The organism is Acetobacter nitrogenifigens DSM 23921 = NBRC 105050 (assembly GCF_000429165.1).
Taxonomy (GTDB): Bacteria; Pseudomonadota; Alphaproteobacteria; order Acetobacterales; family Acetobacteraceae; genus Acetobacter; species Acetobacter nitrogenifigens.
Genome location: NZ_AUBI01000018.1, coordinates 13,296 through 39,867 on the forward strand (window position 1 = coordinate 13,296; position 26,572 = coordinate 39,867).

The 26,572-nt window shown below is 61.0% G+C and carries 21 protein-coding genes, 1 tRNA gene and 1 pseudogene; 13 read left to right on the forward strand and 10 right to left on the reverse strand.

From position 1 onward, the window contains the following. Positions 1-59: 59 nt before the first annotated feature. Positions 60-2,198, reverse strand: a complete 2,139-nt coding sequence (gene recG, locus G442_RS0115810) for an ATP-dependent DNA helicase RecG (RefSeq protein ID WP_026398771.1) — start codon at positions 2,196-2,198, stop codon at positions 60-62. Between the two features lie 196 nt (positions 2,199-2,394). Here recG and G442_RS22770 point away from each other — a divergent pair, with 196 nt between their 5' ends. Then, entirely contained in the window at positions 2,395-2,742 is a 348-nt protein-coding gene (locus G442_RS22770) for a succinate dehydrogenase assembly factor 2 (RefSeq protein ID WP_051292422.1), read from the forward strand. Positions 2,743-2,769: 27 nt separating this feature from the next. Beyond that, positions 2,770-6,258: a transcription-repair coupling factor gene (mfd, locus tag G442_RS0115820; protein ID WP_035376778.1), complete on the forward strand. Its 3,489-nt coding sequence runs from the start codon at positions 2,770-2,772 to the stop codon at positions 6,256-6,258. 110 nt (positions 6,259-6,368) lie between these two features. Here the strand turns inward: mfd and G442_RS0115825 are convergent, their stop codons facing one another. Both G442_RS0115825 and G442_RS0115835 read right to left on the reverse strand, forming a co-directional pair. Continuing rightward, entirely contained in the window at positions 6,369-7,475 is a 1,107-nt protein-coding gene (locus G442_RS0115825) for a glycosyltransferase family 61 protein (RefSeq protein WP_026398773.1), read from the reverse strand. Between the two features lie 513 nt (positions 7,476-7,988). Further along, entirely contained in the window at positions 7,989-8,411 is a 423-nt protein-coding gene (locus tag G442_RS0115835; RefSeq protein WP_026398774.1) for an organic hydroperoxide resistance protein, read from the reverse strand. A gap of 141 nt (positions 8,412-8,552) precedes the next feature. On the opposite strand from G442_RS0115835, the gene G442_RS0115840 reads away from it, so the two are divergent. Continuing rightward, a complete protein-coding gene (locus tag G442_RS0115840) occupies positions 8,553-9,008 on the forward strand; it encodes a MarR family winged helix-turn-helix transcriptional regulator (RefSeq protein WP_026398775.1) in 456 nt (151 codons plus the stop codon). A gap of 93 nt (positions 9,009-9,101) precedes the next feature. Here G442_RS0115840 and G442_RS0115845 read toward each other — a convergent pair whose 3' ends face one another. Next, positions 9,102-9,554: a hypothetical protein gene (locus tag G442_RS0115845; protein WP_026398776.1), complete on the reverse strand. Its 453-nt coding sequence runs from the start codon at positions 9,552-9,554 to the stop codon at positions 9,102-9,104. A 280-nt stretch (positions 9,555-9,834) separates the two neighbouring features. Further along, entirely contained in the window at positions 9,835-11,025 is a 1,191-nt protein-coding gene (locus G442_RS0115850) for a nicotinate phosphoribosyltransferase (RefSeq protein WP_035376785.1), read from the reverse strand. A 153-nt stretch (positions 11,026-11,178) separates the two neighbouring features. Between G442_RS0115850 and G442_RS25270 the strand changes: the two genes are divergently transcribed. After that, positions 11,179-11,502 carry a hypothetical protein gene (locus tag G442_RS25270; protein ID WP_146882583.1) on the forward strand — a complete coding sequence of 108 codons (324 nt, stop codon included), beginning with the start codon at positions 11,179-11,181 and terminating at the stop codon, positions 11,500-11,502. A 174-nt stretch (positions 11,503-11,676) separates the two neighbouring features. On the opposite strand, the gene G442_RS0115855 is transcribed toward G442_RS25270, so the two are convergent. Further along, entirely contained in the window at positions 11,677-13,092 is a 1,416-nt protein-coding gene (locus G442_RS0115855) for a class II 3-deoxy-7-phosphoheptulonate synthase (RefSeq protein WP_026398778.1), read from the reverse strand. A 204-nt stretch (positions 13,093-13,296) separates the two neighbouring features. Continuing rightward, positions 13,297-13,995 (reverse strand): DNA oxidative demethylase AlkB, encoded by a 699-nt coding sequence (gene alkB / locus G442_RS0115860; protein WP_026398779.1) that lies wholly within the window; start codon positions 13,993-13,995, stop codon positions 13,297-13,299. A 261-nt stretch (positions 13,996-14,256) separates the two neighbouring features. On the opposite strand from alkB, the gene G442_RS0115865 reads away from it, so the two are divergent. The 6 genes and pseudogenes from G442_RS0115865 (at position 14,257) to G442_RS22780 (ending at position 19,601) form a co-directional block, all read left to right on the forward strand. Beyond that, positions 14,257-14,670, forward strand: coding sequence for a hypothetical protein (locus G442_RS0115865; protein WP_026398780.1), 414 nt, complete (start codon positions 14,257-14,259; stop codon positions 14,668-14,670). Positions 14,671-14,919: 249 nt separating this feature from the next. Further along, positions 14,920-16,323 carry a cysteine--tRNA ligase gene (gene cysS / locus G442_RS0115870; protein ID WP_051292425.1) on the forward strand — a complete coding sequence of 468 codons (1,404 nt, stop codon included), beginning with the start codon at positions 14,920-14,922 and terminating at the stop codon, positions 16,321-16,323. Continuing rightward, positions 16,320-17,087, forward strand: a complete 768-nt coding sequence (locus tag G442_RS0115875) for an RNA methyltransferase (protein WP_026398782.1) — start codon at positions 16,320-16,322, stop codon at positions 17,085-17,087. Before cysS ends, G442_RS0115875 begins: the two co-directional genes overlap by 4 nt. Before the next feature lie 75 nt (positions 17,088-17,162). Beyond that, positions 17,163-17,238, forward strand: a tRNA-Glu gene (locus G442_RS0115880). Positions 17,239-17,772: 534 nt separating this feature from the next. Further along, positions 17,773-17,976, forward strand: a complete 204-nt coding sequence (locus G442_RS0115890; protein WP_026398783.1) for a hypothetical protein — start codon at positions 17,773-17,775, stop codon at positions 17,974-17,976. 354 nt (positions 17,977-18,330) lie between these two features. Beyond that, positions 18,331-19,601 (forward strand): annotated as a pseudogene (locus G442_RS22780) (helix-turn-helix domain-containing protein). 328 nt (positions 19,602-19,929) lie between these two features. Here G442_RS22780 and G442_RS0115905 read toward each other — a convergent pair. Next, positions 19,930-21,246, reverse strand: coding sequence for a hypothetical protein (locus G442_RS0115905; RefSeq protein ID WP_026398784.1), 1,317 nt, complete (start codon positions 21,244-21,246; stop codon positions 19,930-19,932). 210 nt (positions 21,247-21,456) lie between these two features. Then, complete coding sequence (locus G442_RS0115915; protein ID WP_026398785.1) at positions 21,457-21,783, reverse strand: hypothetical protein; 327 nt, start codon at positions 21,781-21,783, stop codon at positions 21,457-21,459. Between the two features lie 590 nt (positions 21,784-22,373). Here G442_RS0115915 and G442_RS0115920 point away from each other — a divergent pair. Genes G442_RS0115920 through bioD form a run of 3 tightly spaced genes read left to right on the forward strand, consistent with a single transcriptional unit; the run spans position 22,374 to position 25,728 of the window. Then, complete coding sequence (locus G442_RS0115920; protein ID WP_026398786.1) at positions 22,374-23,564, forward strand: aminotransferase class I/II-fold pyridoxal phosphate-dependent enzyme; 1,191 nt, start codon at positions 22,374-22,376, stop codon at positions 23,562-23,564. Further along, positions 23,564-24,235 carry an alpha/beta fold hydrolase gene (locus tag G442_RS0115925; RefSeq protein WP_026398787.1) on the forward strand — a complete coding sequence of 224 codons (672 nt, stop codon included), beginning with the start codon at positions 23,564-23,566 and terminating at the stop codon, positions 24,233-24,235. The genes G442_RS0115920 and G442_RS0115925 overlap by 1 nt, the downstream gene beginning before the upstream one ends. 5 nt (positions 24,236-24,240) lie before the next feature. After that, positions 24,241-25,728 carry a dethiobiotin synthase gene (gene bioD, locus G442_RS0115930; RefSeq protein WP_051292426.1) on the forward strand — a complete coding sequence of 496 codons (1,488 nt, stop codon included), beginning with the start codon at positions 24,241-24,243 and terminating at the stop codon, positions 25,726-25,728. Positions 25,729-25,743: 15 nt separating this feature from the next. Here the strand turns inward: bioD and G442_RS0115935 are convergent, their stop codons facing one another. Then, entirely contained in the window at positions 25,744-26,550 is an 807-nt protein-coding gene (locus G442_RS0115935; RefSeq protein WP_026398789.1) for a helix-turn-helix transcriptional regulator, read from the reverse strand. Between the last annotated feature and the right edge of the window lie 22 nt (positions 26,551-26,572).

Below are 26,572 nucleotides of genomic sequence, written 5' to 3' on the forward strand. Positions count from 1 at the left end.
GCCGATTCTCCGTAAATATAGATTTAATCGCGAAAAAAAGACGATCTGTGACGCGCTGTCTATCCCGCTTGCATTATTTTGTCGAACTTCGCCTTGCCGAAAAGCTTCAAAAGGCAACGGAAAGCTGCGTCCGGGTGACGTCCTTGCAACCCACGTTCCGCGGACTGACGGGCAAGCACGACAAGATTGCGCGTCTCATCAAGGTTCGCCTCCATTGTCGCAATGCGGAAACCCGGCAACCCTGACTGTCTGGAGCCAGCCACTTCACCGCCTCCGCGTAGTCGGAAATCCTCGTCGGCGATCAGGAAACCATCTTCGGTGTCCTTTAAAAGACTCAAACGCCGTTTCGCGGTGACGCCGATCTCTCCGCCGTGCAACAGCAGACAGAACGATTCGGCGGAACCGCGGCCCACACGTCCGCGCAACTGATGAAGCTGCGCCAGGCCGAAACGCTCCGCGTGCTCAATGACCATGACAGACGCGCTGGGCACGTCCACGCCGACTTCGATCACGGTTGTCGCGACCAGAATCGCGGTGTGGCCGTTGGCGAAAGCTGCGAGCGCCGCCTCCCTGACAGCGATGTCCTGCTGTCCATGCGCCAAGCCCACACCGTAACGATCTTCAAAACGACGCACAAGCGACGCATGCCGGGCTTCTGCGGCGGCGATGTCCAGCGTTTCGCTCTCGCTGACCAGCGGGCAGACCCAGAAGACGCGGGCGCCGCTCGCCAACGCCCGTTCAAGGCCGGAGAGAACGCCGTCGAACGCGTCCGGCCCGTGCACCGAAGTTTTGATCGGTTTGCGTCCGGCGGGTTTTCCGTCCAGCCGGCTGACCTGCATGTCCCCCCACTGCGTCAGCAGAAGCGTGCGCGGGATCGGGGTCGCCGTCATGACCAGCATGTCCACGGCGGCGCCCTTTCCGCCCAGCGTCAGACGCTGTTCCACCCCGAACCGGTGCTGCTCGTCCACGACGGCGAGGGCAAGGTCGTGATACCGCACTCCTTCCTGAACCAGCGCATGTGTGCCGACGATGAGGGAGGCGGAGCCATCCGCTATGGCCTCCAGCGTCGCCTTGCGCGCCTTGCCGCGCACCGACCCCGAGAGGAACGCCACCGGGACGGGGGACAGCCTTTCAAACGTCGTCAGATGCTGGCGTGCAAGGATTTCCGTCGGAGCCATGATCGCGGCCTGCGCGCCCGCTTCCACCGCTTGCAGCATCGTCAGCAACGCCACCAGTGTTTTGCCAGCGCCTACGTCGCCTTGCAGCAGGCGAACCATGCGGCGCGGGGCTTCGAGATCCGCGCCAATCTCGCGCAGCGCCCGTGTCTGGGCGGCTGTCGGCGAATGGCCGAATCTGGTCAGCGCCTCTCGTCGCAACGCCCCGGAACCGATCAACGAACGCCCGGGGCGGCTGCGATTTGCTTCCCGCGCCAACAGGGTTGCGGCCTGATCGGCGAGAAGTTCGTCGCATGCCAGTCGCTCGCGCGCCCGTCGTCTCGCGTCAATCCACGCGTCAGTCGGCGCCTCGGGCCCGGATATAGCGGGGTCGTCGGATGGAAAATGCGTCCACAGCAACGCTGTGCGGAAATCGGGCCAGCGGCGTCGCGCGATCACGGACGGCTCCTCCCACTCCGGCAGCTCGGGCAGGCGGGCGAAAGCCTTGCGCATGGCGCTGCGGACCTGCCCGGTGAAAAGTCCTGCGGTCAGCGGCCATACCGGGTCGAGCGTCGGAACGGCGTCTCCGGCGGACAGAACATAGTCCGGGTTGGTCATCGCCAGCCGTCCGTTGAACGTGTCGATCAGACCGGAGACGAGAACGCGTGCGCCGGATGTCATGCGTCCGGCCTGCCAGCGGGAGAAGAACGCGACCTCGAGCCTGCCTGCGCCGTCTTCGAGCTGGACTTTCCATGGTTGGCGTCCGTGCGCGGGCGCCGTCACCTGCCTGACTGTTGCTTCCAGCGTCGCAACGCGTCCGGGCTGCGCTTCGCTCAGGGCCGGTCGATAGCGCCTGTCGACGACGCTCTCCGGCATGTGAAACAGCAGATCGACCACGCGCGAGCCACCGACCGCGCGCGTCAAAAGCTTCGCCTGTGCAGGCCCAACGCCGGGAAGATCGGCGATCGGCGCCAACAGGGGGGCGAGCCACGCGTCGTCTTGTTGCGGTCCGCTCTCTGCAGCCGTCAGCCTGTCCTGAGTCATGTCCTGGCGGCCGACCGCAGCGTCCGGCCCAGACCCGACTGCGGGCGAGCGTTTTCGGCCTGACACGGTGGAGGGAGCCGAGTCGGCGCCGTGAGTCGCGGTCTCCTTGCTGGCGGTTGGGCTGGACACGGGCGGCGCTACGGCCTTTCTTGCGGGCTGACAGGCTGGGGTCACAAGGCTATAGGACAGCGACGCCATGGAACAAAACGAAACCATCACTCCTCCGACGCCGCCGAAAGGCGCATCCGCCGACGCGGTCGCCGAACTGGACGCCCGTCGTCGCAAGCTGCTGTTTCGCGCGCGGCACCGCGGCACGTTCGAAACGGACATCCTGATCGGGGGCTTCGTCGAACGTAACGCCCAGACGATGGACAGCGCGGCGCTGGACGACATGGAGGCGGTGCTGGAGATTCCCGACCCTGACCTCGCCGACTGGCTGACCGGGCGCATGCCGCTGCCCGAGGATCAGGCGACGCCGATGCTGCGCGCCATGATCGACGAATATCGTCGCCATACGGCTGCCGGGCAGGAGCGCAGGGGCTGAAACTCGCGATGAAGACGGAGAGCTGTGATGGAGGCTGATGTTCGCGCCGCGCCGCGCGCGCTGGCGCAAGGCGCGACTGTCTGGGGCGTGCCGGAAGGGTTTGACGCCCTGCTTCTGGCGAAAAGAGCCCGCGAACATGACGGCCCCGTTCTTCATGTCGCGAGAGATGACGCGGCGCTGGCGCGGTTGAGCGATCTGCTCGACTACCTTGGCGAGGACGTCGAGGTGTTGCGCTTCCCTGCATGGGACTGTCTTCCTTATGATCGCGTCTCGCCCAACCCGGTGTTGGTGGCGGAGCGCGCGGCGACCCTGACGCGCCTGCTGGAGCCGAAGCGTTCGAATGCTGCGGGGCGCGTCATACTGACCACGCCGCCCGCCCTGATGCAGCGTGTGCCGCCGCGTGACGCGTTCCGGGGGCAGTCGCTTACCATCGCGCAAGGGGAGAGCCTCGATCAGGCGTTTCTGATCGAGTTGCTGATCGCCAATGGCTACACGCGCACTGATACGGTGATGGAGCCGGGCGAGTTTGCGACGCGCGGCGGTATTTTCGATCTGTTTCCCGCAGGGCAGGCCGAGCCCGTGCGTCTCGATCTTTTCGGAGATGAAGTCGAAAACATTCGTAATTTCGATCCTGGAACCCAACGTTCGAGCGGCAAGGTGGAGCAGCTTTCGCTGCATCCGGTTTCAGAATTTTCGCTTGATCTAGCCAGTATTTCGCGCTTTCGCAGCGCATGGCGCGACCAGTTCGGTCCAGCAGCCGCATCCGACCCGCTGTATGAGCATATCAGCGAAGGTCGACGCCATACCGGGGTCGAGCACTGGCTGCCGCTGTTTCACGCCAGCATGGAGACGCTGTTCGATTATCTCCCGGGCGCTGCGGTGTCGCTGGACCATCAGGTTGAGGAGTCAATCGGCGCCCGCCTCGACATGATCGAGGATCATTATCAGGCCCGTCGCGCACCGCCGCGCGAAGGCGAGATTCCGTATCGTGCTTTGCCGCCGCGCCTGCTTTACCTTGATCGACGCGGCTGGGACGCGGCGCTGGGTCGTGTGCCGGTCACGAGCTTCAGCCCGTTCGCGAAGCCGGACGGCGCGCAGGGGCTGGACGCAGGCGGGCGGCCTGGAATCATGTTCTCGAAGCTCGCGCCCGCCGGGCAGAGGGAGGAGACGTTCCGGCTGGTGGAGGATCAGGCGCGCGTCTGGACCGACACGAAGCGGCGTTGCTTCGTCGCCGCCTGGACGCGGGGCTCGCGCGAGCGGATCAAGACATTGTTTCAAGAACACGGTGTTTCTGTCGAAACCCATGACGACTGGACTTCCGCCCGGCGCATGAAGCCGGGGCCGGTCGGTCTGCTGGTCCTCGGGATTGATCGTGGTTTCGTTGGCGACGATCTCGCCATCGTGTCCGAGCAGGATCTGCTGGGCGAGCGGATCGGCAGGCCTCCGCGCAAGCGCCGTCGCGCGGACGAGCTGATCGCCGAGGCGGGGGAGATCACCGAAGGCGATCTGGTGGTTCATCAGGATTACGGTATCGGCCGATATGACGGGCTTGAGACGGTAAGCGTTGGCGTGGCGCCGCATGACTGCCTGCGCCTGCTCTATGACGGCGGGCAGAAGCTTTATCTGCCCGTCGAGAATATCGAGCTTCTGAGTCGCTTCGGTTCGGATCAGGCCGGGGTCGCGCTCGACAAACTTGGCGGCGTGGCCTGGCAGGGTCGCAAGGCGAAGATGAAGCAGCGCATCCGCGACATGGCGGGGCAGCTTATTCGCACGGCCGCCGCCCGCGCGCTGCGCGAGGCGCCGGTGCTGGGCGCGCCCGAGGGCATGTGGGAGGAGTTCTGCGCGCGTTTCCCGTTCGTGGAGACGGAGGATCAGTCGCGCGCGATCGCCGACGTTCTGGAAGATATGGGCGCGGGGCGCCCGATGGATCGTCTGGTCTGCGGCGACGTAGGCTTTGGCAAGACCGAGGTCGCCCTGCGCGCCGCCTTCGTGGCGGCGATGTCCGGGTCGCAGGTCGCCGTGGTGGTGCCGACGACGCTGCTCGCACGTCAACATTTCCGGACATTTGAAGCACGTTTCGAAGGGTTTCCCATTCGTGTGGTCCAGCTTTCGCGCATGGTCACGGCGAAGCAGGCGGCTGAGGCGCGCCGGGGAATTGCGGACGGAACCGTTAATGTCGTCATCGGCACCCATGCCTTGCTGGCGAAGGGCGTTCAGTTTGCCGACCTTGGTCTTCTGATCGTCGACGAGGAGCAGCATTTCGGCGTCAGTCATAAAGAAAAGCTGAAAGCGCTGCGTGAGGACGTGCATGTCCTCACGCTTTCCGCGACGCCGTTGCCACGCACGTTGCAGCTTTCGTTGTCCGGCGTGCGGGAGATGAGTCTGATTGCGACCCCGCCGACGGACCGTCTCGCAGTGCGCACTTTCATCATGCCGTTCGACAGCGTGGTGATCCGCGAGGCCGTGCAGCGCGAGCGTTTCCGAGGCGGGCAGATTTTCTGCGTGGCGCCGCGCATAGAGGACCTGGATCGGTTGGGCGAGCGGTTGCGCGACATCGTCCCCGATGCGCGTGTGGTGCAGGCGCATGGGCAGTTGTCCCCGACCGAGCTGGAACGGGTGATGACCGAGTTCTCGGACGGCAAATACGACATCCTGCTTTCGACGAATATCGTCGAAAGTGGTCTCGACATGCCTGCGGTCAACACGCTGATCATTCATCGCGCCGATATGTTTGGCCTTGGGCAGCTCTATCAGCTTCGCGGACGGGTCGGTCGAGGCAAGCAGCGTGGTTACGCGTATCTGACCTGGCCGCAGACGCATGTTCTCTCGGCGTCGGCGCAAAAGCGGCTTGAGATCATGCAGACGCTCGACACGCTGGGCGCCGGGTTTACTCTGGCGTCGCACGATCTCGATCTGCGCGGCGCAGGCAACCTGCTGGGCGATGAGCAGTCAGGTCATATCCGCGAAGTCGGCATCGAGCTGTATCAGCAGATGCTGCAGGACGCGGTTGCGGATCTGCGGACGGAGAAAGGGCGCGCCCGGGCGGAAGATCGCGACTGGACGCCAAACATCGTGCTTGGATTGCCGGTGTTGATTCCTGACGGGTATGTCGCGGATCTTCCGGTTCGGCTTGGGCTCTATCGTCGTATCGGCGCGCTCGCCTCCAATGCGGACGGCGAGGCGATGGAGGCGGAACTGGTCGACCGCTTTGGCGCGCCGCCGCCGGAGGTCAAGAACCTGCTGGATGTGGTCGAGTTGAAGCGTTTGTGTCGTGGCGCGGGCGTGGAGCGGCTGGAGGCGGGGCCGAAGGGTATGGTTCTGCAATTTCGGGGCAACAGCTTCGCCAATCCTGAGGGGTTGATCCGCTGGATGGGCGCATGGAAGGATGGGGCCGTTCGGCTGCGTCCCGATCACAAACTTGCCGTTGTGCGGGAATTGACCAACGTTCAACGTATTGATCTGGCGCGTCGGGTGGTGACGGCTCTGGACAAGCTGGCCCGCAAGGCGACCGGGTGAGGGCGGAGAGCGTGTGGTTCTGGCTGAACGTGTCTGGGCCGTCAGGGATAATTTCAGCTTCATGGCAATAGCGCCGTCCAGCCCGAGACGGGCTGGACGATGACGGGGCTTTACTCTGATGAGGCGTCAGTTGTCATGGCGTCGATTTTATCGAAAAAGCTCACCAGATCTTCGATCGTGACGTCGATTACGTATTCGTTGCGCTCCGGCGTGGGCCAGAGACAGCCCCTGGTGAGATAGACGTTCCGGTGCTCCATGAGATAACCGATGTGAAGTTGTACGGCGTTCCAAAATCCGATGCAGCCGACCACGGTTCCTTTGCCACAAAAAACTGCGCTATGCATGCCGGAACCGTGTTCCCCGATCACGACCGACGAACGTGAAAACACGTTTATCTGCTCCGGGATCGACAGTTCTTCCGGTCGTATGATTTGATACCCCCGTTCGCGGGCCATGTTTTCGAATGCATCTCTGTTCGGAAAGAGCCTGTTGCTCCCAGATTGATTGCCCCGCGATACGAGTATTTTTTCTGGGGTTTTCGGGGACGGGGGCGTGAGCGCGAATGATCTGTAGAAGTCTTTTACGTAGCTATGAAATGCAAACTCTTCTGTGTAGCAGTAAGACGGCACTATGGCGCGCCTGCACAGCACGACATCGCTGTCCGGGTTATATTTCAGAATATTCTCTTCCATGACGCCGCATGATATTTTTAGAAATTCCGTGACCCAGGCTGGCGCGTACGCGGGGAGAAGAACCTTCAGATCAAAGAAATCGGCCAGATAAAAGTCACGGACCACGCCGAAACGCGGGAGGTAGTCGACAATCCAGTGTCCCCATACGTCGAACGCGACGCCGTCGGCGACGATGATCGGCTCGTCGATGATTACTTTGTTCCTGCCGCTTAAATTGATGTAGTCGTCGTGCGGCGGGATGCTTCTCTGATTGTCGCGGCCTGTCGCGTTATTGTAGCCAATGAATCTATTCAATATCAGCCCGCCGGGACGCGTGACGATGACATCTTCGACGTCATAAAGCCCGATTGGATTGAGCGCCTCGTGGGGTCTTTTCCAGTGATAATCGTAACGCCATCCTTGGTCGTCGGAAAGTTCCCATATTTTATAGGGACCTGAGACGTGCTCGGCAGGGCGCAATTTCCGAAAGCCCGATACGCCTGAGTTAATTGGTTCGTCGCCATCTGAAAAATTTATAAATTTCATGATGTTTTCCTATGATAAATTCTAATGGCGTGATGCCTGGGACGTATGACTGTGGTCTGGCCCTCAAGAATGTGTGGCAGAACACTTGCACGACGCGCCGTATCGAGGAATTTTTGATGCGGGATCAGGGGGTAAACTCAAGCTTTTCGCAAGCCTGTCGCAAATTTTCGAATCATTTTTGATCTGGTTAGCGGACGGCGGCGTCGCGGGCGCTGGTCTCTGAAGCGCAAAATAGCTTAAGCGAGGTCGCGAAGCATATGTAATCTATCTGCCGCATTTGCTCCCCACATGTAATGCAACCGTAATTGCGACCACAGTGAAGGGAGTATTGGCGTGCGTGCATTTGTAGCGCAAGCATCGAAGATGCCTGTCACGTCACGACTTGAACGTGAGGTTAATGGAGCAACGTCCGGTCATGTGGCTGGGGGCACATGCCGCTGACAAATCCGTCAGTATTACTGATCTGCCTAACAGGGTGGTTGTCCCCGCCGGATCAAGCCGGCGGGGACCGGCTCATGCTACGGTGAGGCTTACGGCGGCGCCGTTATGGGCGAGGTGCGAATACGGGCAGACGATATCGGCCTGCGCCACGAGCGCCTCGGCCACGTCACGCTCGACCCCCGGGACGGAGACGGACAGCGCGATCTCAAGTCCGAAGCCCTGACCGTCGTCACGCGGGCCGATGCCCACTGTCGCTGTGACGGTTGTGTCCTCGGACAGCTTCACCTTTTTCTGGTTGGCGACGTATTTGAGCGCCCCAAGAAAACATGCGGAATAGCCCGTGGCGAAAAGCTGTTCCGGGTTGGTGCCGTCGCCGCCGGAACCACCGAGTTCCTTCGGAGTGTCCAGTGTGACCGCCAGACGTCCGTCGCTCGATTTCGCAGATCCCGTGCGGCCGCCTGTTGCGGTTGCTTCAGCGCGATAGAGAATAGCCATGGTCGTTTTCCTTTATATTTCGCGGTATAAATTATCGCGATAAATGTTTTCTAGGCGGTGATTTTCAGCTTGTAAAGCGTTTTCTTTATCGCGATATGAAGTTCCGTGATAACAAACTGCGCCCACTCACGGAGATCGAACGTGGACCCGTCGCCCTGCCCGCCGCCGCTTGATGCGCATCTGTGCTACGCCATTTATTCGGCCAATATCGCGATCAACCGGGCATATCGTCCCGCGTTGGAACGCCTAGGCCTGACCTATCCGCAGTATCTGGTCATGAGCGTGCTTTGGGAGAGGGACGGGCAGTCCATTGGCGACATCGCAGGGCGACTCGCGCTGGAGTCGAGCACGATCACGCCGCTGGTGAAGCGTCTGGAGGGGGCTGGTTTCGTGCGCCGGGAACGTAATCCGGAAGATGAACGCCAGGTCATCGTCACCCTGTCGCCGCAGGGCGTGGCCTTGCGGCAGGACGCCGCCTGCGTTGGAGAGACGTTGCTTGGTCGCTCAGACTTGTCCATCGCGGAACTGATGCGACTTAACGACGAGATTCGTCGTTTCAGAGATGTGTTGATCGCCAACACGCCGGATGCCGAATAGCCATCTGACCGTCGGTGGTCCAACTCTGCAGCGGGCTGGACGTCGCGCCGCAGAGCAAGTGCGCCGGGAAGTTTGTAAACGACCTGTCAGGGATTACTCCCCGTCGGCCGCTCCCAGATCGTCGTCTGCGCCGAAATCCATCTCTCCGCCTTCGTCTTCGACCAGTCTGCGAGGATCGAGCGAGCGCCAGTCGCGTTCCATGTGTGTGGCGGGGCGAGACACGAAGTCGTCGAGTTCGGTCGCTGATTTCCAGCCGTCGTCGCCCGCTTCGAGCACCTCGGCATTTTCGCCGAACGCGAACCACGCGTTCAGCGTGTCGCGCGGGGAGGCGCCCGGCGCCCGGCACAATTCCACACTGTCGCGGACATAGGCCCGAGCGAACGCATTGGCGTGAGCCACATCGTGAAAGCCTTTTACGTCTTCAACGATATTGTCTTCTGCTCCGCCGGACAGATCGAGAATGCGGACGCGCCAGCCAGCGTCTTCCTCTCCCGGCTGCGCTTCGTCATCGAGATCGGCGTGATCCTTGAAGTCTTCGTCGTTCATGTCTGCTGTCATGGTCTCTCTGCCGTCCTGAAAAACAACGCCGTTGTGGACGCTGCGCATGGTTGGTCCCGTCCTGGAGCATCATCCGATCAGACTGAATCGGTTGATCGGATAAAGAGGCTCATCAAAACGACAAACCGGAGCCTTATCCGTGAACCGGTGTGAACGGGTAAGGCTCTAGCCGAGCCCGACCAGAGACGATACCCCGGCGCTTAAAAGGGACTGCCGGTTCGTTCGGGGGGCGACGACTGCGTCGCAAACCTTCGGGTGGACGGCGGGGTCAGGAACGTTTCTTTTTCTCCGCTTCCGCCCGCCGGAACGAAGGCAGCAGAAACTCACGCCCGATCTTCACGCTTTCGACCCCGTCATACGTGACGATATCAGCCGTGGCGTATGTTTCGTTCCACAGTTTTGGGATGAACGATCCTGTGCCGACCACGTCGATAGGGGCGTTGGCGTCCGCCATGCTGGCGCATTTCGTCACGCCGAAGCCGGAGGAGACGACGATGCGCACCTTGTTGAACCCGGCTTCGTCCAGGACCTCCCGCATCCGCCATATGGCGGCGGCGGAGACGCCTGTGCCGATCAGGTATCGCAGTTCCCCCTCCGACCTGTAGCGGCGGATCGCCTCTGGCACATGACGAGCCATGACGGCGTAGGATTCCTGCGGATCGAGACCTTCGAGAAAACGGCCGCCATGCGTGTCGAGCCGCAACGCGAGCCGCCCAGCGGCAGCGAGTTCGGGAAATCTGCGGCAGACCGCAAGACCGTCCGTGATCTCGCGTCCGTAGTAATCGACCAGCACAACGAGGTCGGCGTCAGGATAGACCTCATGAAACATCTCGGCCGCGCGAACGGTTGAACCGGCGTACCCGATCAGGGCGTGTGGCATGGTGCCGAAGCCTTTCGCCTGCCCGAAGAACGCCGCAGTGGCGTCGTTCGCGCCGCCGATGAACCCGATGGCGCCCTCCTTCTGTGCGGCGCGGCTGCCGACAGAGGCTCCATAAGCCATCAGCTCCTGCATTTCGTAACCGGCGCAGTGGCGCGCTTCCATGGCGAGGAACTGAGCTTTCGGCAGCGACAGCGCCATCTGGTATGCCCTGTGGGCGGCGACGCAGGCTGGCCCGAGTTTCTGGAGAATCAGTGTCTCCAGGTCAGTCAGATGGCTGAAAAAGCCGGTCAGGTACAGCAGCGGCTCGCCGGCGCCGACCCAGTCGCCTTCCGGGTGGACGGTCTCGACGATGATCTCGATCCCACGTTCGCGCGCGACATTCTCCAGCCACTTCTCCAGCATGGCGGTAGCGGCGAGCACCGGGCGGCGAATGAAGACGGCGTAAGTGACGGCCCGGTCGCCGAAACGGGTGACGATCTCCCGGGTGCGGTTGAAATAGCTGTCCGTCCGGGCGCGGATGTTTGCGTCACTGAGCGCCTTCACGTAACAGGCTGACGAGACGCCCGGAGAGGGCGTCATATCCGTTGGAGACGCAGTTGGTCGGGTGGGGGGAGTCGTCATCGTTACTTCCTTCTGTCCTGCGCGCGTTTTCCGCGCCTGGACACGCGGCGCGTTTCTGACACAACGCGCGAGGCTGGCGGTGGGCGTCCGCGCCGCCGCTCCGGATATGTCATGCGGCAAGAAGCATTGCCGGGGAGAAGGACGAACGGCAAGCCGCCCGCCGGGTCGACGGGCGCAAGTCTCCGTGCGCGCCGCCTGCGTCAGGGCGATCGTATCGCGTCGGAAGGCATGAAGAATGAGGGAGCCTGCGCCCATGCGGGAGGTGAGAAATCAGTTCTGTTTCGCCGTTACGTCGGGCAATTTTCGGAGGTCCGATTTTCGCTGGAGCGACGCTCGCGTTTCCTGATCGACTGTCAGCCAGTTCCCGCGCAGGGTGGTTCTTCTGAGCGGAAAAAGCGCTCTGGCGGGGCGCGTCCCTACGCGTTGAGGGCCTGATGCCGAGCCTGGTTGTATGGCGCCGCGCATTGAAGGTCAGGAGCACATTCGCTGCGATGCCCGTATGGCGTTCGTTTCGTCTGGCTGGGCGGACGGCTTTACTGGGTGGTCTGGCCGATGCGCGCCGGATCGTTGCCAGCGGGCGTCGGCCGAGACCGTCCGGAACTTCGCTGTTCAGGCGGCTGCGCGGACAGCGCGCAGGCGGGTGGTCAGTTCCTCGGCGATGAGGAACGCGAGTTCCAGTGACTGCTCCGCGTTGAGGCGCGGGTCGCAGAACGTCTCGTAACGGGCACCGAGGTCGTGCTCCGTCAGGCGATGCGCGCCGCCGACGCATTCGGTGACGTTCTGTCCGGTCATCTCGATATGAACGCCGCCCGGCGCCACGCCTTCAGCGGCGAACACGTCGAAGAAGCCCTGCACTTCGGACAGGATCGCGTCGAACGAGCGGGTCTTCACCTTGCTGGACGTCGAGATGGTGTTGCCGTGCATGGGGTCGGTCAGCCATGTGACCTTGCGGCCCGTGGCGCGCACATTGCGCAGCAGGGGCGGCAGGAACTCATGGATTTTCTCCGCGCCCATGCGGGAGATCAGCGTGATGCGCCCAGCCTCGTCCGCCGGGTTGAGGATTTCCAGCAGGCGTTCAAGGTCGTCGACCTTCGTCGTCGGTCCGACCTTGACGCCGATCGGGTTGCGCACGCCGCGAAGGAATTCGACATGCGCGCCGTCCGGCTGGCGGGTGCGGTCGCCGATCCACAGGAAATGGGCCGAGCAGTCGTACCATTCGCCCGACGTCGAATCGATGCGGGTCAGAGCCTGCTCATACGGCAGCAGCAGCGCCTCGTGGGAGGTGTAGAACTCGGTCTCGTCGATCTGCGGCGCTGTCTTGGCGTTCAGGCCGCACGCGCCCATGAACGACAGGGTCTCGTCGATGCGTTCGGCGAGAACGCGATAGCGCTCGGCCAAAGGCGAACGCTCCACGAAGCCGAGGTTCCAGCGATGCACCTGATGCAGGTTGGCGTAGCCGCCGCCAGCGAACGCGCGCAGTAGGTTGAGCACGCCAGCCGACTGGAAATAACCGGTCTCCATGCGCTGCGGGTCAGGAATGCGTGCTTCCGCCGTGAACTCGGAACCGTTGATGATGTCGCCGCGATATGACGGCAGCACCGTGTCGCCCAGAGTCTCCGTGTCGGATGAGCGCGGCTTGGCGTACTGGCCCGCGATGCGACCGATCTTCACCACCGGCACCTTGGCGGCGAAAGTGAGGACGACGGCCATCTGCAGCAGCACCCGGAAGGTGTCGCGCACGATGTCGGCGGAGAATTCAGAGAAGCTCTCCGCGCAGGCGCCGCCCTGCAGGACGAAGGCGCGGCCGGTGGACGCTTCGGCCAGATGCGCGCGCAGGCGCCGCGCTTCTCCGGCGAAGACCAGCGGAGGATACCGATGCAAGCGTGCTTCGACCCCTTTCAGGGCTGCCTCGTCAGGATAAGTCGGAGACTGCTTGATCGGAAACGACCGCCACGTCTCCGGCGACCAGTCGGCGGAGGCGCGGACTGCTTGCTGCGGAGAGGTCGGGTTGAGCGTGACACTCATTGTCGTTTCCTGTCGGTATCTGGAATGCGCGGTTCTTGCGCGTCTCTGGTGAAGTAAAAAATGGCCCGAGCCCGGCAGTCCGGGAACGCGGGGCGGCATTTATGCCTAACTTTGATATGGGATGCAAAGGAAGCAGGACGCCACGCAACAGCCGCAGAATAGGCATGTGCGGAGGGCGCTTCGACGTGGGGTGGGAAGCGCGCGTCAGGGCGTCGAAAAGTTGTCCATGTCCGCCGTAACCTGACGAAAAGTAATGTTGATGCGGCATGGACCCGTCGCGGGATGCTCGCCGGACGGCAACGGCGTCACGCCGTGAAATGTCAGACGCGACGGGCCGCCCCAGACGACGACGTCGCCATGCGCCAGTCGGATGCGGCGCGTGGGGTCTGAGCGATTGAGGCCGCCCCAGAGAAAGGTCGCAGCGACGCCGAGAGAGACCGAAACGATCGGGGTGATGAGTTCGCCTTCGTCACGGTCCTGATGCAGCGACATGCGCGCCCGATGATTGTAGCGGTTGATGAGGCAGGATTGCAGCGGCGCGCGATCGAAACCGGCGGCTGCGGCGGCGCGGCGCGACAGGGCGGCGAACGCGGGAGGCAGGGGCGGCCATGGGCGGCCCGTCGCGGGGCAAAGTGGAGCGTAACGATACCCCTTGCGGTCGGAGCGCCAGCCGAACGCGCCGCAGGCGGTCATTTCGACCGACATGCGGCCGCCGCCGGGCGTCTCCAGCTGCTCGAAGGGACACTCCGCGCTCACCGCTTCCACTCCGGCCAGCAGGGCGGGGACGTCGGGCAAGGCCAGCCCCGGAAAAAGCACGGCGCCTTCCGCCAGCGGGACAGGGCGAGGCGGCGTCTCTGGCGCTTCCTGTCGTGACTGCTCAAGGTCGAAAAGATCCGCGGTCATGGCTCCAGTTCTCCGTCCGCGCGGGGATCGCTTGCTCGGTTCGCGTCCTCATACTTTATACACTTAACGTGTGGGCGCAGCGCAGGCGCCGGGACGCTCTGCGTGGAACGTTGTTGCCGCTCTTGTCCCGGTCGTGCGAAGCTGTCGCGTCAGTTCGCTCCCGGCCAGCGAACCGGCGACTGCGGTCGTCGCCGAATCTGTATGATCGGCCCGATCAGGCCCTCGCGCTGCGGGGAGTGTCAATCGCTGAAGGTGTGCTTTATGGTTGTTTCCCGACGTTCCCGTGTTTTGGCCGCCGCGGCTTTGGCGCTGCTTGCAAGCCCGATCATGCAGGCTGAGGCGGCGCCGTTGTCCGCGTCGTCCGATCCGTTGGCGGGCGCGGAGATCACCACTGGCGATCCGACGCAGCAGAGTTCCGGCGTCGCGGGAACTGAATCGCGCCAGCACGAGCACATGACGGTTCGTGGCCACCATTCGCTGCCGCCCGGGTATCAGGACGCTCCTTCCATGGACATGACGCATGGCCCGGATCCGGACCATGAAGCGTCGGTGCAGCGGGACTCTGTGACGGGCTCCAATCTGTCTCATTTTGGATCGTCCTATCAGGACAACGGCCCTACAGGCCGGGGCCAGCTGGGCGATTCCACCGGAAATGGCTGGGTGACGCCGCGCTGAGACCCGAGTTTACGGGGGGAGCGTAACGAGGCGGCCTTTTGGGCCGCCGCTCAGGTCGTCCGGCGACAGGTTGTGAAACAGGCGCCTTCTAAGTGGGCCTGCTTTTGCGTCGGCGCATGCAGGCTGGCGCGTCCGCGAAGGGTGTCATACGGCGTCGGAGTTCGCGCCAGATGTTGCCTTCCCGGCAGGGGCGACGCATGTTCGCGCGCTCAACCCACGAATTTCTGTTTCTTGATCCGGACCGGGACGATGACCTTACCGACGCCGCTGCAGGAGGCCACGCGGCCTGTCCTGTCGCTTCACGATAGCCAGCGACGCGCCGTCGCGCCCTTTACGCCGCTCGATCCGGAACATGTCCGTATCTATTACTGCGGACCCACGGTCTACGACTTGCCTCATGTGGGCAATCTGCGTGCGATGCTTACCGCCGATATTTTGACGCGCGTTCTGCGGCGTCTTTATCCGCGCGTGACGTTTGTGAGGAACATCACAGACGTCGATGACAAGATCACGGCGCGGGCTCGCGATAACGGCGAGGACATTGCCGCGCTTACTGAACGCACGACTGCGGAATTTCATGCAGACCTGTCTGCAATGAACATGCTGCCGCCGGACATTGAGCCGCGCGCGACACATAATATTGCCGAGATGCAGGCGATGATTTCGCGTCTGATCGAATACGGGCACGCCTATGAAGCTGAGGGGCACGTGTTGTTCGCGGTCGCGTCGTTTCCGTCCTACGGCGCGCTCTCCGGGCGGGATCCGGAGGAGCTTGTGGCGGGGGCCCGGGTGGAGGTCGCTCCATATAAGCGTGACGCAGGTGATTTCGTCCTGTGGAAGCCATCGACTCCCGATCTGCCGGGGTGGGAATCGCCCTGGGGTCGCGGACGACCGGGTTGGCACATCGAATGCTCTGCGATGGCGCATCGCTACCTTGGAGAGAGTTTTGACATTCATGGCGGCGGCAGCGATCTGCTGTTTCCCCACCATGAAAATGAGCGCGCGCAGAGTCTGTGCTGCTTTCCGGGCGGCCGGTTCGCCAACTACTGGCTGCACAATGCGATGCTGCTGGTTGACGGCGAGAAAATGTCGAAGTCGCTCGGCAATTTCCTGACCATCCGGGACGTTTTGGCGCGTGGGCCGGTGGAGGCGTTGCGTCTGCTTCTCATGAGCGCACAGTATCGTTCTGTTCTAAATTTTACGTGGTCAGGGTTGGAAGAGTCGCGCAAGACGCTTGATCGTTTTTACCGGGCTCTGGCGGGTTCGCCGGAGAGTCCCGAAGACGCCGAGCGTGCGCCGCCAGCGGCGTTTCTGGCTGCCCTGTGCGATGATCTGAACACGCCGCGCGCGATTGCGGAAATGCATGCGCTGGCCGGCGCAGCGCTGCAAGGAGACACTGCCGCGGCTGCCGACCTGCGCGCGGCGGGGCGGCTGATCGGACTGCTGGAGCAGGAGCCCGACGACTGGTTTCGCGGTGAAGAAGGTGAGGGCGCATTGAGCGCCGCAACAATCGAGGCGCTGATCGAAGAGCGTCTTGCCGCCCGCAAGGCGCGGGATTTCGCGCGGGCGGACGGCATTCGCGCTGAGCTTTCGGAGGCAGGCGTGATTCTTGAGGACGGCCCTTCGGGCACCACCTGGAGGCGTGGCTCGTGACCGGTCGGGACGGCGGCGCCGATCTTCAGCCATTGGGGAATACCCCGGTCGTTATACTCGTGCGCCCGCAACTGGCGGAAAATATCGGCACGACGGCGCGCGCGATGGCGAACGGGGGGCTGTTCCATTTACGTCTTGTGGCCCCACGCGACGGCTGGCCCCAGGATCGCGCGTGGAGAACCGCCTCTGGCGCCGACCGTATTCTTGAGGCGGCGACGGCCTATGAGACGGTCGATGACGCTGTGGCGGACCTGCACCACGTCTTCGCGACGTGTCCCCGGCCGCGTCATATCGTCAAGCCGGTTCTGACTGCGCGTGGCGGCGCGGTGGAACTGCGGGCGGCGACCGCGCGGGGTCTCAAGGTCGGACTGATGTTCGGGCCTGAGCGCGCGGGTCTCGACAACGAGGACATGGCGCGCGCTGACGCCCTGATTCGTTACCCGCTCAATCCGTCGTTCATGTCGCTCAATCTCGCCCAGGCGGTGATGATCATGGCGTATGAGTGGTGGTTGACCGAAGACGCCACGCCGTCGCGCGAGTTGATGACGAATGAGACGCATGTCGCGACGAAGGGCGAGCTTGAGAACTTCATGCGGCATCTGATTCGGGAACTCGATTCCTGCGGTTTCCTCCGCAACGAGCAGAAGCGGCCTGGAATGGTCCGGAACCTGCGTCATTTCTTCACGCGCGGCGAAGTCACCGAGCAGGAATTGCGCACGCTGCACGGCGTGATCACGGAGTTGAGTCACCCTAGGCGCGGATAAAGTGCTGTTTTGATACTTTTCTTGTGCGAGCCCCTTGACGGGGTAAGCGCCCTCAATTACCAACCGCCTCGTCCTGTCCCGTTCGTCTAGAGGCCTAGGACACCGCCCTTTCACGGCGGTAACACGGGTTCGAATCCCGTACGGGACGCCACTGATTTTGTTGGATAAATTTAGTTATCCACAAGTGGCTTAGTAGTCCACATGGACCACTACAAACTAAAATCATCAGCGATGCTTCGAAGGTAGGTCGGGTCGAATTTTCGATAGACGCGACGCAGGGTGGTTGGGTCTGTCGCAAGCCAGTCTGCTGCCTGATCGATCGGCACGTGATCCATCGCAAACCACGACGCGACGCCATGCTTCAGATGGTGAGAGGTTGGCCTCCACGTTAAGCGTGCATACCTTGGCGAATGACCACCGTAGGCCGGTCGGCACCGGCTTTACGTGTCAATGGGCGACGTAATCTCCGATAGCCAACGACAGCGCGACTTCAAGTTCAGCGCGAAGAGATTTCGTCATAGGGGCGATTGTCGGATGACGCCGATGTCCTAAAGGACGGTCAGCGGTCAGCGGTCAGCGGTCAGCGTCGCTAGCACGGAGACCGCCGCCAATGTGTAATGTCCTGAAGCAACATCGTGGTCTTTTTCGGTGGCGCAGACGATGCATCCAGCGCGCAGGCGCTCGTATGGCCGTCGTCCTGTGGTGGCGCTGTGCAGCCTGCACCGACCGCACGGAACAGGCGCGCACTGAACCGGTCGGCTGCCGTATCCCGATCTCGTTGCGTGCGCTGGTCCGCCGTCGGCGCGCATGCTGCCTGCGTCGCTTTGGTCCGCTACTGCATCCTGATCACACGGCGCTGCCTGCGAATCACGGCGCCGGGCGTATCTAAAAGCATCTCCATGAGAATAAAACTCAGCAAAGTTCGTGTCTTCAGGCCATGGACATCGCACAAGGATAATAAAATGGGTGAGTTCACGGATGTGGATGCGTCTCGCCGGGAGCTTCATGGATCAGTGGAAATTGCGCGATGTGACGATGATCCGTTCACAGTCGGCAGTGCGGCCATGGGTGCTCCCAGCAGAGGAGCGATTACCCACGTCCGCGAGCAACCCGGAAAGGTCCGCAATCTTCTTCGCGACCAGATGCACGACGTCGCCTGTCCGTCGTCAGGACCTATGGGACGGAATTGGCAAATTGAATAATGGAGGATTTCTGGCTCATCGTAACGACGAAGGAGTGAAGTATGAGCCAGAAATCCTTGCCGGAGACGACATCGGGGGAACGGTTGATCCGCGATATCCGCCGGGCGACGCGTCGGCAGTATTCGGCGGAAGAGAAGATCCGCATTGTGCTCGACGGGCTACGTGGTGAAAGCAGTATAGCCGAGCTGTGACGTCGTGAGGGGATCGCGGAGAGCCTGTATTGTGCCTGGTCGAAGGAATTTCTCGAGGCCGGGAAGAAATAACTTGCGGGCGATACGGCGCGTAACGCCACGACCAGTGAAGTCCGTTATCTGCGTGACGAGGCGCGGGCCCTCAAAGAGGTCGTGGCCGAACAGACGCTGGGATTGCGCCTGCTCAAAAAAAGCATGATCGGGGATGGGGGAGACCCCGCATGAGATATACGGCTTTGGAAAAGCTCGAGATCATCCGTCTCGTCGAACAATCGGTTCTGCCTGCCCGAAAGGTTCTGGACAGGATCGGCATCCCGCGGTCAACCTTTCACCGCTGGTACGATCTGTATCGGAACGGCGGCGCCGAAGCGTTGACCGACCGGCCATCACGCCCCAATCGGACGTGGAATCGCATCGCGTACGATGTCCGTGCGCAGGTCATCGATCTGGCTCTGGAGGCGCCGGAACTGTCGCCTCGGGAAATCGCCGTGCGGTTCACCGACGAGCAGGGCTATTTCGTCTCGGAATCCTCGGTCTATCGTCTGCTCAAGACCCATGACCTAATCACCAGTCCGCAATTCATCGTCATCAAGGCGGCGGAAAACTTCCACACGAAAACGACGGCGACGAACCAGCTCTGGCAAACAGACTTCACTTACCTCAAGGTCATCGGATGGGGATGGTTCTATCTGTCGACCATCCTCGACGATACAGGCGTCAGGGCTCGATCAGGCCACAGTAAAACACCGACCGCGACTGCTCTCCGATAACGGTCCCTGTTATGTTGCTGACGAACTCGCAAAATGGCTCGGTCAGAAGACCATGGATCATGTGCGTGGGGCTCCGAACCACCCTCAGGCACAGGGAAAAATCGAGCGTTGGCATCAGGCGCTCAAGAACCGAGTGCTTCTTGAGCATTATTATCTGCCTGGAGATCTCGAAAGGCAGATCGAGGCATTCGTCGAAAACTATAATCAGCGTCGCTATCACGAGAGCCTCAACAATCTCACGCCGGCCGATGTCTGGTTCGGAGGGGGCAGACCATCCTGCTCGAACGTGAGCGCGTCAAACGCGCTACCATTCAGAAACGACGCTTGCTTCATCAGCAACGCGCCGCCTAAACATCAAAATCAGATGGGCCAAAGCCTCCCTTATTTCACGCCATCCACAGTCCCAAATCTTTCGACGACGGACAAAGTATTGTTACTAATATTATGTATTAAATAAATGCATTATATAATGAAGATAAAAATATATACAAAATATTTTGCTTTATTAACGTAATAATTTGATAAATATAAACATAACCTTTAATTTGGAGCGAACGAAAACTGTGTGTGGCGGTATGCGTTCGTATGCATAGCCCACAGTGCGCATCGCCCACAGGTGCAAACTCATTACTGCATGCGGCCGAATAATGAGTCTGCATTTGGTCGTGAGAGATAATCTTTACTTAAAAATACTTTCGAGCAGATTGTGATTTCCTGAACCGGCGTGGTGCGACGTCGTGGCTACGGACGTTGTCGAACTGATTCCTGCTGTCAGTGTATTGAGAACGCCGCCAGCGACGTTGATAACATCTGTCAAGCCTGTGCTAACGACATTCACAAGGGGGGAGAGGAAGTCCGACGTGAGGCCATGCGAAATATCTGCTAGAATGTCCTGCAACGTAGCATTGACAAGGCTCTGTGGAACGGTTGGGAGATTGAGAGACACGGAAGAAGTGGTTTGGCTGGCGCTGATGGTCGCGCCCGGAGCTTTTTGTAATTCCGACGGCAAAGTCAGTTGTCCGGTGGCGGCCGCCGTCGCGGCTATGCCAATTGCAGAATAGATGTTTGTCGCAGCATCACCGGATTTCGTATCCTGCTCGCTGATGCGTGTCGCGCGAAGGGCGTCCAGTTCGGCATTATCGGTTACCTTGATGGCGCTGGAACTCACGGCGCCCGTCGCGATCCATTGACTGTCGCCGAACCAGTTGTTGCCCAGGTAGAGATATCCGTTGATATAATTGGGGTCTCCGGCGGCGCTTTGTCCGAGAACGTCTTCTTCGAACGCTCTTGCGATGACTTCGGCCTTCACGTCAGTCTGGACGGCTGAGTCGACGATAGTCGGAACGCCGACATTGAGAATATTGAGAAACTCATTAACTTCGTTCGTCACAGACCCGGTGCTGAACGTAAGGCCAAGCTGTTCAATCGCGGAGTTTCCGGCGACGACTATAGCGTTGGCTGTAGTCGCTACGAATTTATCGTATTGCGCGGGATCGGCCATGATGGCTTCTCCGACGGTCTCGGTCCCCTGATATGGGGTGTCCCAGTAGTAGAACGATCCCCCCCACCCTCCGACAGTCATGCCGCCGTATTGAAGGGACGTTCCAATATCGTCTTCAAGCATCGAGTTGATCGTTTGAAGGCTTCCGGTCTGGAGTGTCCCGGAGATGACGGCAAGTCCGATTTTATCCGAGAGATTTTGGAAAACTACAGATTTGTCATCCCACGCGAGACCATAATCGGTAGCAGCGTGAATGAAGATATTCCCAAAGCTTGTCGGATCGTTGCCGTTAATAGTGATAGCTTGCTCGTACCAGAAAGTACTTTGCGAGTCGAGCGTGTTGGTTCCATCGGCGATGGCTGTATTGAGGAAAGAGAGCATGTCCTCATACCCGAGAAGGGCGTTCGCCGTGCCGCCGTCCGTGTCGGCGCTAAGCTGCGCCAACTGCGACGTTGTGAGTTTCAGGGGGCCTGTAGTGGACGTTGATTCCTTCATGTTTTCCTGCAATTGCGGTGGCGACGCCCGCTGGATCGTCACTCCGCGCAAGACGACGCTCGCCGCAGTGGTCAGGGCGCGGCGTATACGGTCTTCTTTTGGAAAAAGACGTGCGCGTGGCGCGGAATACGTTCAGGTCGTCATTTGATTGAGTATGAGGCGCCGACCGACCGGCGTGCCGTCGGTCGGCAAGTTATATGCGACTTAAGATCAGTCGATGCCTTTGATCCACTCGTTGACATAATGATATTCAGGCGTGATCGTGCCGCCCAGAGCTTTTCCGATAGTGTCGACGACTTGAGACGCCTGATAAATGGCGTAGTCGTTGAACTGGTGGAGCGCGCCAGTGATCGGACCGCCGACGGCGGTTAGAGCGACGCCGATCGGGCTGATAGCGTCCTGGAATGCATTGACTGTATTGGCGGCGCCAATGAGAGCGTTACCAAGCAGAGCGCTCAGTCCGCCGGCGGTGGGCGAAATCAGCAAGGATCCGCCGCCGGAGATGGCGCTTACTTCAAGGTCAGATAAGTCACGCATGGAGATATTCCCTGGAATTGATCGTTCAATACAAACAGACAATGTAGAACGCAGCACACACGTCATCGAAGTGTGGGTGGGGATGATTCCCAAAAACAGATAAACGTCTAAAAATATACAAAACAAGCATTAAGTGAAACAAAATGAATCTTTATGCAATTTTAACGTTAACATCCGGACATATTTGATATTGTTTCGTAACGTATTTTTTGTATAAATATTCAATTGAGAAAATAAATTATTTGGTAGTAAATTTAACACACTTTATTTTATGTTTTTTGTAATTAATATAAATTAAGTGACGTTTTGGTTTTCTGATAAATTAATGTTATTGATTTATGACGACATAACTAACATTGTATTTATAATTTTTGTCTCTACTTGTTTTCTTTATTCATGCTCGTCGAAATTAAACTGCAGCATAACCTCAATCGTAATCGGTCATGTAACTCTGAGGTTCACGTGTCGAACGATCTGGGGGCCATGCGGACGGACCGCGCTTCTGACAGTGATGCTATGTGCGCAGGCGACGGGACTTTTCCCGACGAATAGTTGACCATCGGCTCGGTCTCCGGCACGAGACCGATTCTATGACGCGGTTCGATCCCCTTTTCCAGGACGCGCTGGCGAGACTGGACGACGAAAGTCGACGCCGACGGTTGCGCGCGTTCACGCCCATATCTGCGGGCGTCCGTGTTAATGCGGCCAAACAAGAAGTGGTTGACTTCTCTTCCAACGATTACCTCGGGCTGGCCTCACATCCTGCGCTCGTCGATCGTGCGTGCGAATGGGCGGCGCGCTATGGCGCCGGAGCCGGCGCCTCTCGCCTTGTGACAGGCACGATGTTTCTGCATGAGCAGATTGAAGCTCGTGTCGCGGCCCTCAAGGGCGCGGAGGCCGCGTTGCTTTTCGCCAGCGGCTGGCAAGCCAACGCCTCGCTCGTTCCGGCGCTCGCCAGACTGTCGGTTGAGCAGGTCGGCGCGCCGCCGCTGGTTTTTACCGATCGCCTGAACCACGCCAGCTTGCATCATGGGTGTGCTGCGGCTGGCGTGCGTCAAATTCGCTTCAGGCATAACGATCTCAGCCACCTTGAGACGCTGCTTGAGGCCCGGCGGGATGCGTCTGGTCTTCGGATTATCCTGACTGAGAGCGTCTTCAGTATGGACGGAGACCGCGCGGACGTGCCTGCGTTGGCGGCTCTGGCGGAGCGGTTCGGAGCATTTCTCTGTCTGGACGAGGCGCACGCGACGGGAGTGCTTGGATCAGGCGGGGCGGGTTTGTCTTCGCTCGCGCCGGGCGGCGTACATTTGATCATGGGCACTTTTAGCAAGGCCCTTGGCGGCATGGGCGCCTACATCGCCGGATCGCGTGCATTGTGCGACTGGCTGCTGAACAGCGCATCAGGTTTTATCTATTCCACCGCCATGCCGCCTGCCGTTCTAGGCGCCGCGGACGCCGCTCTGGAACTGTTGCCAACTCTGGACGATCGGCGTCGACGAGTGGCTGATCATGGTGTGCTGTTGCGGGACAGGCTCATCAGGGCCGGGTTTTCGACCGGCGAGTCATCGACCCAGATCGTGCCCGTGATGATCGGCTCCGCCGCCGACGCCCTGAACGTGGCGCAGGCGCTGGAAGGCGAGGGGTTGCTGGCCGTCGCGATTCGCCCGCCTACTGTTCCTGATGGGCAAAGCCGTCTGCGCGTAGCGCTGTCAGCCGCGCATGCGGAGGACATGGTTGAGAGGTTGGCTGACGCCGTAATCCGTCTCCACCGGCCTGTGTGATGCATGTTGTTCTTGCGCATGGGTGGGGATTTGACGCGCGGGTATGGGGCGCTGTGCGCGACAGCTTGCGGGGGGACGCCGTCGGCGGCGAAATTCATGTTCTGGATTTCGGATATTTCGGCTGCTCCGAAATATGCTTTCCTCCGGATGAACCTGTCGTCGCCGTAGGGCACTCCTTCGGCCTGCTCTGGCTGCTGTCTCAGGCGTCATTGCACGCAGAGAGCGTGATTTTGGGGATCAACGCCTTTACGCGTTTCTGCCGCGCGACGGACTTCCCTGACGGTGTGCCGCAGCGACTGATTGACCGTATGCTCGTGGGCCTTGATCGTGACGCGCAAGGCGTCGTCAACGCTTTCCATGAGCGGTGTGGGCTTTCGACGGAGCAGGACCGCGACTTCGCTCAGGTTTCTGGCACGCTGGACACGCACAGATTACGTCAGGATCTGATGCATTTGCGCGATGGCGACGCAAGAGAACGGACGGGCCGCATCGCAGCGGTGCTCGGCAGTCGGGACGACGTGCTCGCCACTGAACCGATGACCCAGGCGTCGTTTCCTGCGGAGCGTATCCAGTGGACGGATCACGGGGGGCATCTTCTGCCGCTCACGCGACCGGATCTATGTGCGGATTTCATTCGCCAGACTATCGCACAGCAAAAACAGACTGGATGACGCCAATGCGCTCCACCCCGTCCGACAACCGGTCGGCGAAAATCCTGCGTGAGGAACGTCTGCGTATCGCCTCGCGCTTCGACAGCGCGGCAGCATATGACACCGCAGCATCGGTTCAACGCACGACCGCGCGGCGGCTGGCTGCGCGCTTGCGGTCGGCCTTCGCCGGGCGCGCGCCGGGCCGTGTGCTGGAATTTGGATGTGGTTCGGGATTTCTGACCGGGTTGTTGCGAGACATGTGGCCGGATGCGCAGATCGTGGCGACTGACATATCTCCGGCGATGGTCGAGCGTGCGCGTGCGCGATGCCCCATGGCGGATTTCGCGACGATGGACGCAGCCCAGCCCGAGTTGCCGGACGGCCTGTCCGGCCTGTTTGATCTCGTGTGCGGCAATCTGGCGCTGCAATGGATTGAGCCGCGAGACGAGGCGCTCGCGGGTCTGGCGCGTATGCTGCGTCCCGGCGGAGTTCTGGCGGCGACGACGCTCGCGGACGGAAGTTTCGTCGAATGGCGCGCCGCTCACGCCGCGCAAGGCTTTGCTTGCGGCATGCGCGAGTATCCCGCCGACGTCGCCTTGCAGCACGGTTGGCCACATCGTGCGGCGGCGCCGTGGCGGCTGCCGGAGGCCAGCGGTCGATGGGAGGTCGAAACTTTGGTGGAGCAGACCGGGGGTGGACTGGCTTTCATGCGTGGTTTGCGCGCCATTGGAGCGACTGAGGCTGCTCCTGACAGCGTCAGCCTGTCGCCCGGAGCGATGCGCCGCGTCGTCGCACGCTTTGACGCGGCTGGGGGAGAGGTAACGTGGCGGGTCGCTTACGGCCTGTTCCGCACTCCGCCTCGAGCGGGCGTATTCGTGACAGGAACCGACACGGGCATTGGCAAGACCTTCGTTTCGGCTTGCCTGACCCATGCATGGGACGCCCTTTACTGGAAACCGCTGCAGACCGGTCTCGCGGAGGAAGATGGAGATGCGGCGACAATCGTGTCTCTTGGCGCAGCGACGCCCGACAGGATCGTGCCTGGCGCAGAGGGATTTCTGGCTCCGTTATCGCCGGAAGACGCCGCCGCTGCGGAGGATCGGCGCGTCAATCTGGATCTGCTCGTCACGCCGATGGCGCAACCGGACCGGCCGCTGGTTGTGGAAGGGGCGGGGGGCGTTCTGGTGCCGCTGACTGCGCCATCACCCGAGACGGGAGAGGCGGGCGCGATGATTCTCGATCTGATCGAGCGCATGGGATTGCCGGTAGTGCTGGTCGCAAGAAGCGGCCTCGGGACCATTAACCACACATTATTGAGCATCGAAGCGATGCGGGCGCGGGGCGTCGCGATTGCCGGGGTGGTGATGAACGGGCCGCTGTCGCCGGGCAATCGCGCCGCGATCGAACGTCACGGGCATGTGGCCGTGCTTGCGGAAATTCCGCCGTTCGAGCAGCCGACGCCAGATGCCGTCGCGGAGGCGTCGCGTTTATTGCCGCTCTGGCCTGTAAAGTGACGGTATTGGGGGCGTTCAAATGTCGGGCGCGTTTGAGGCCGGCGGGGTCGGCGTTAGCGTCACCAGCTTGTATTGCGGCCACGTCGCGAAAATCAATGTAGTCTGATCAAAGTTGAGTATCCCGTCCGTCGGGTGGCGAAACCGCCGCGCTCCGCCTTCGCGCGAGAGAACGGCCTGATCATGCCACAATCGATCGAACTCCGGGTTTCCGGCGCGCAAGGTCTCGATCAAGCTTTCGACCTGTCCTTTTTCGCCATGAACGCTGTCCGCACGAAATTCCGCGAGAACACGACGTGCGCTTTGTTCCCAGTCATTCAGGAAATCCCTCGCCCCTGAAGATAGAAATACGTACCGTAGTAAATTGGGGGCATCGCCGTTCAGCCACTCGCCAAAGAGAAGACGGGCAGGGGCGTTCGCCGTGCAGACGTTCCAGAGCCGGTCCAAAACGTAGCAGGGAGCTTTCACCTGCTCAGGCATGGTCAACACCGCTGCCGGAATGATGTCATAGAGTCTCCGTGGCGTCTGTGGGTCCTTAAGTCCCGCCAGTTCGAACAGATAGACGCGTTCGGCTGTCGTGAGCCGCAAGGCGGTTGCGATGCGCCCCAGCGTTGCGGCTGAGCACGAGACGTCGCGCCCCTGTTCCAGCCAAGTATACCATGTGGTGCTGATTCCGCAGATATATGCGGCCTCCTCGCGGCGTAGTCCTCTAGCGCGTCGGCGGCCCGGTGTTGGATGGAGACCCACTTCGAGCGGGGATAGCGCGTCCCTGCGGGCTCGCAAAAACGCGCCGATGGCTATGGCTGCACTGGAGCGGACGGTCATGGTGGGAGTTTTTATACCATGA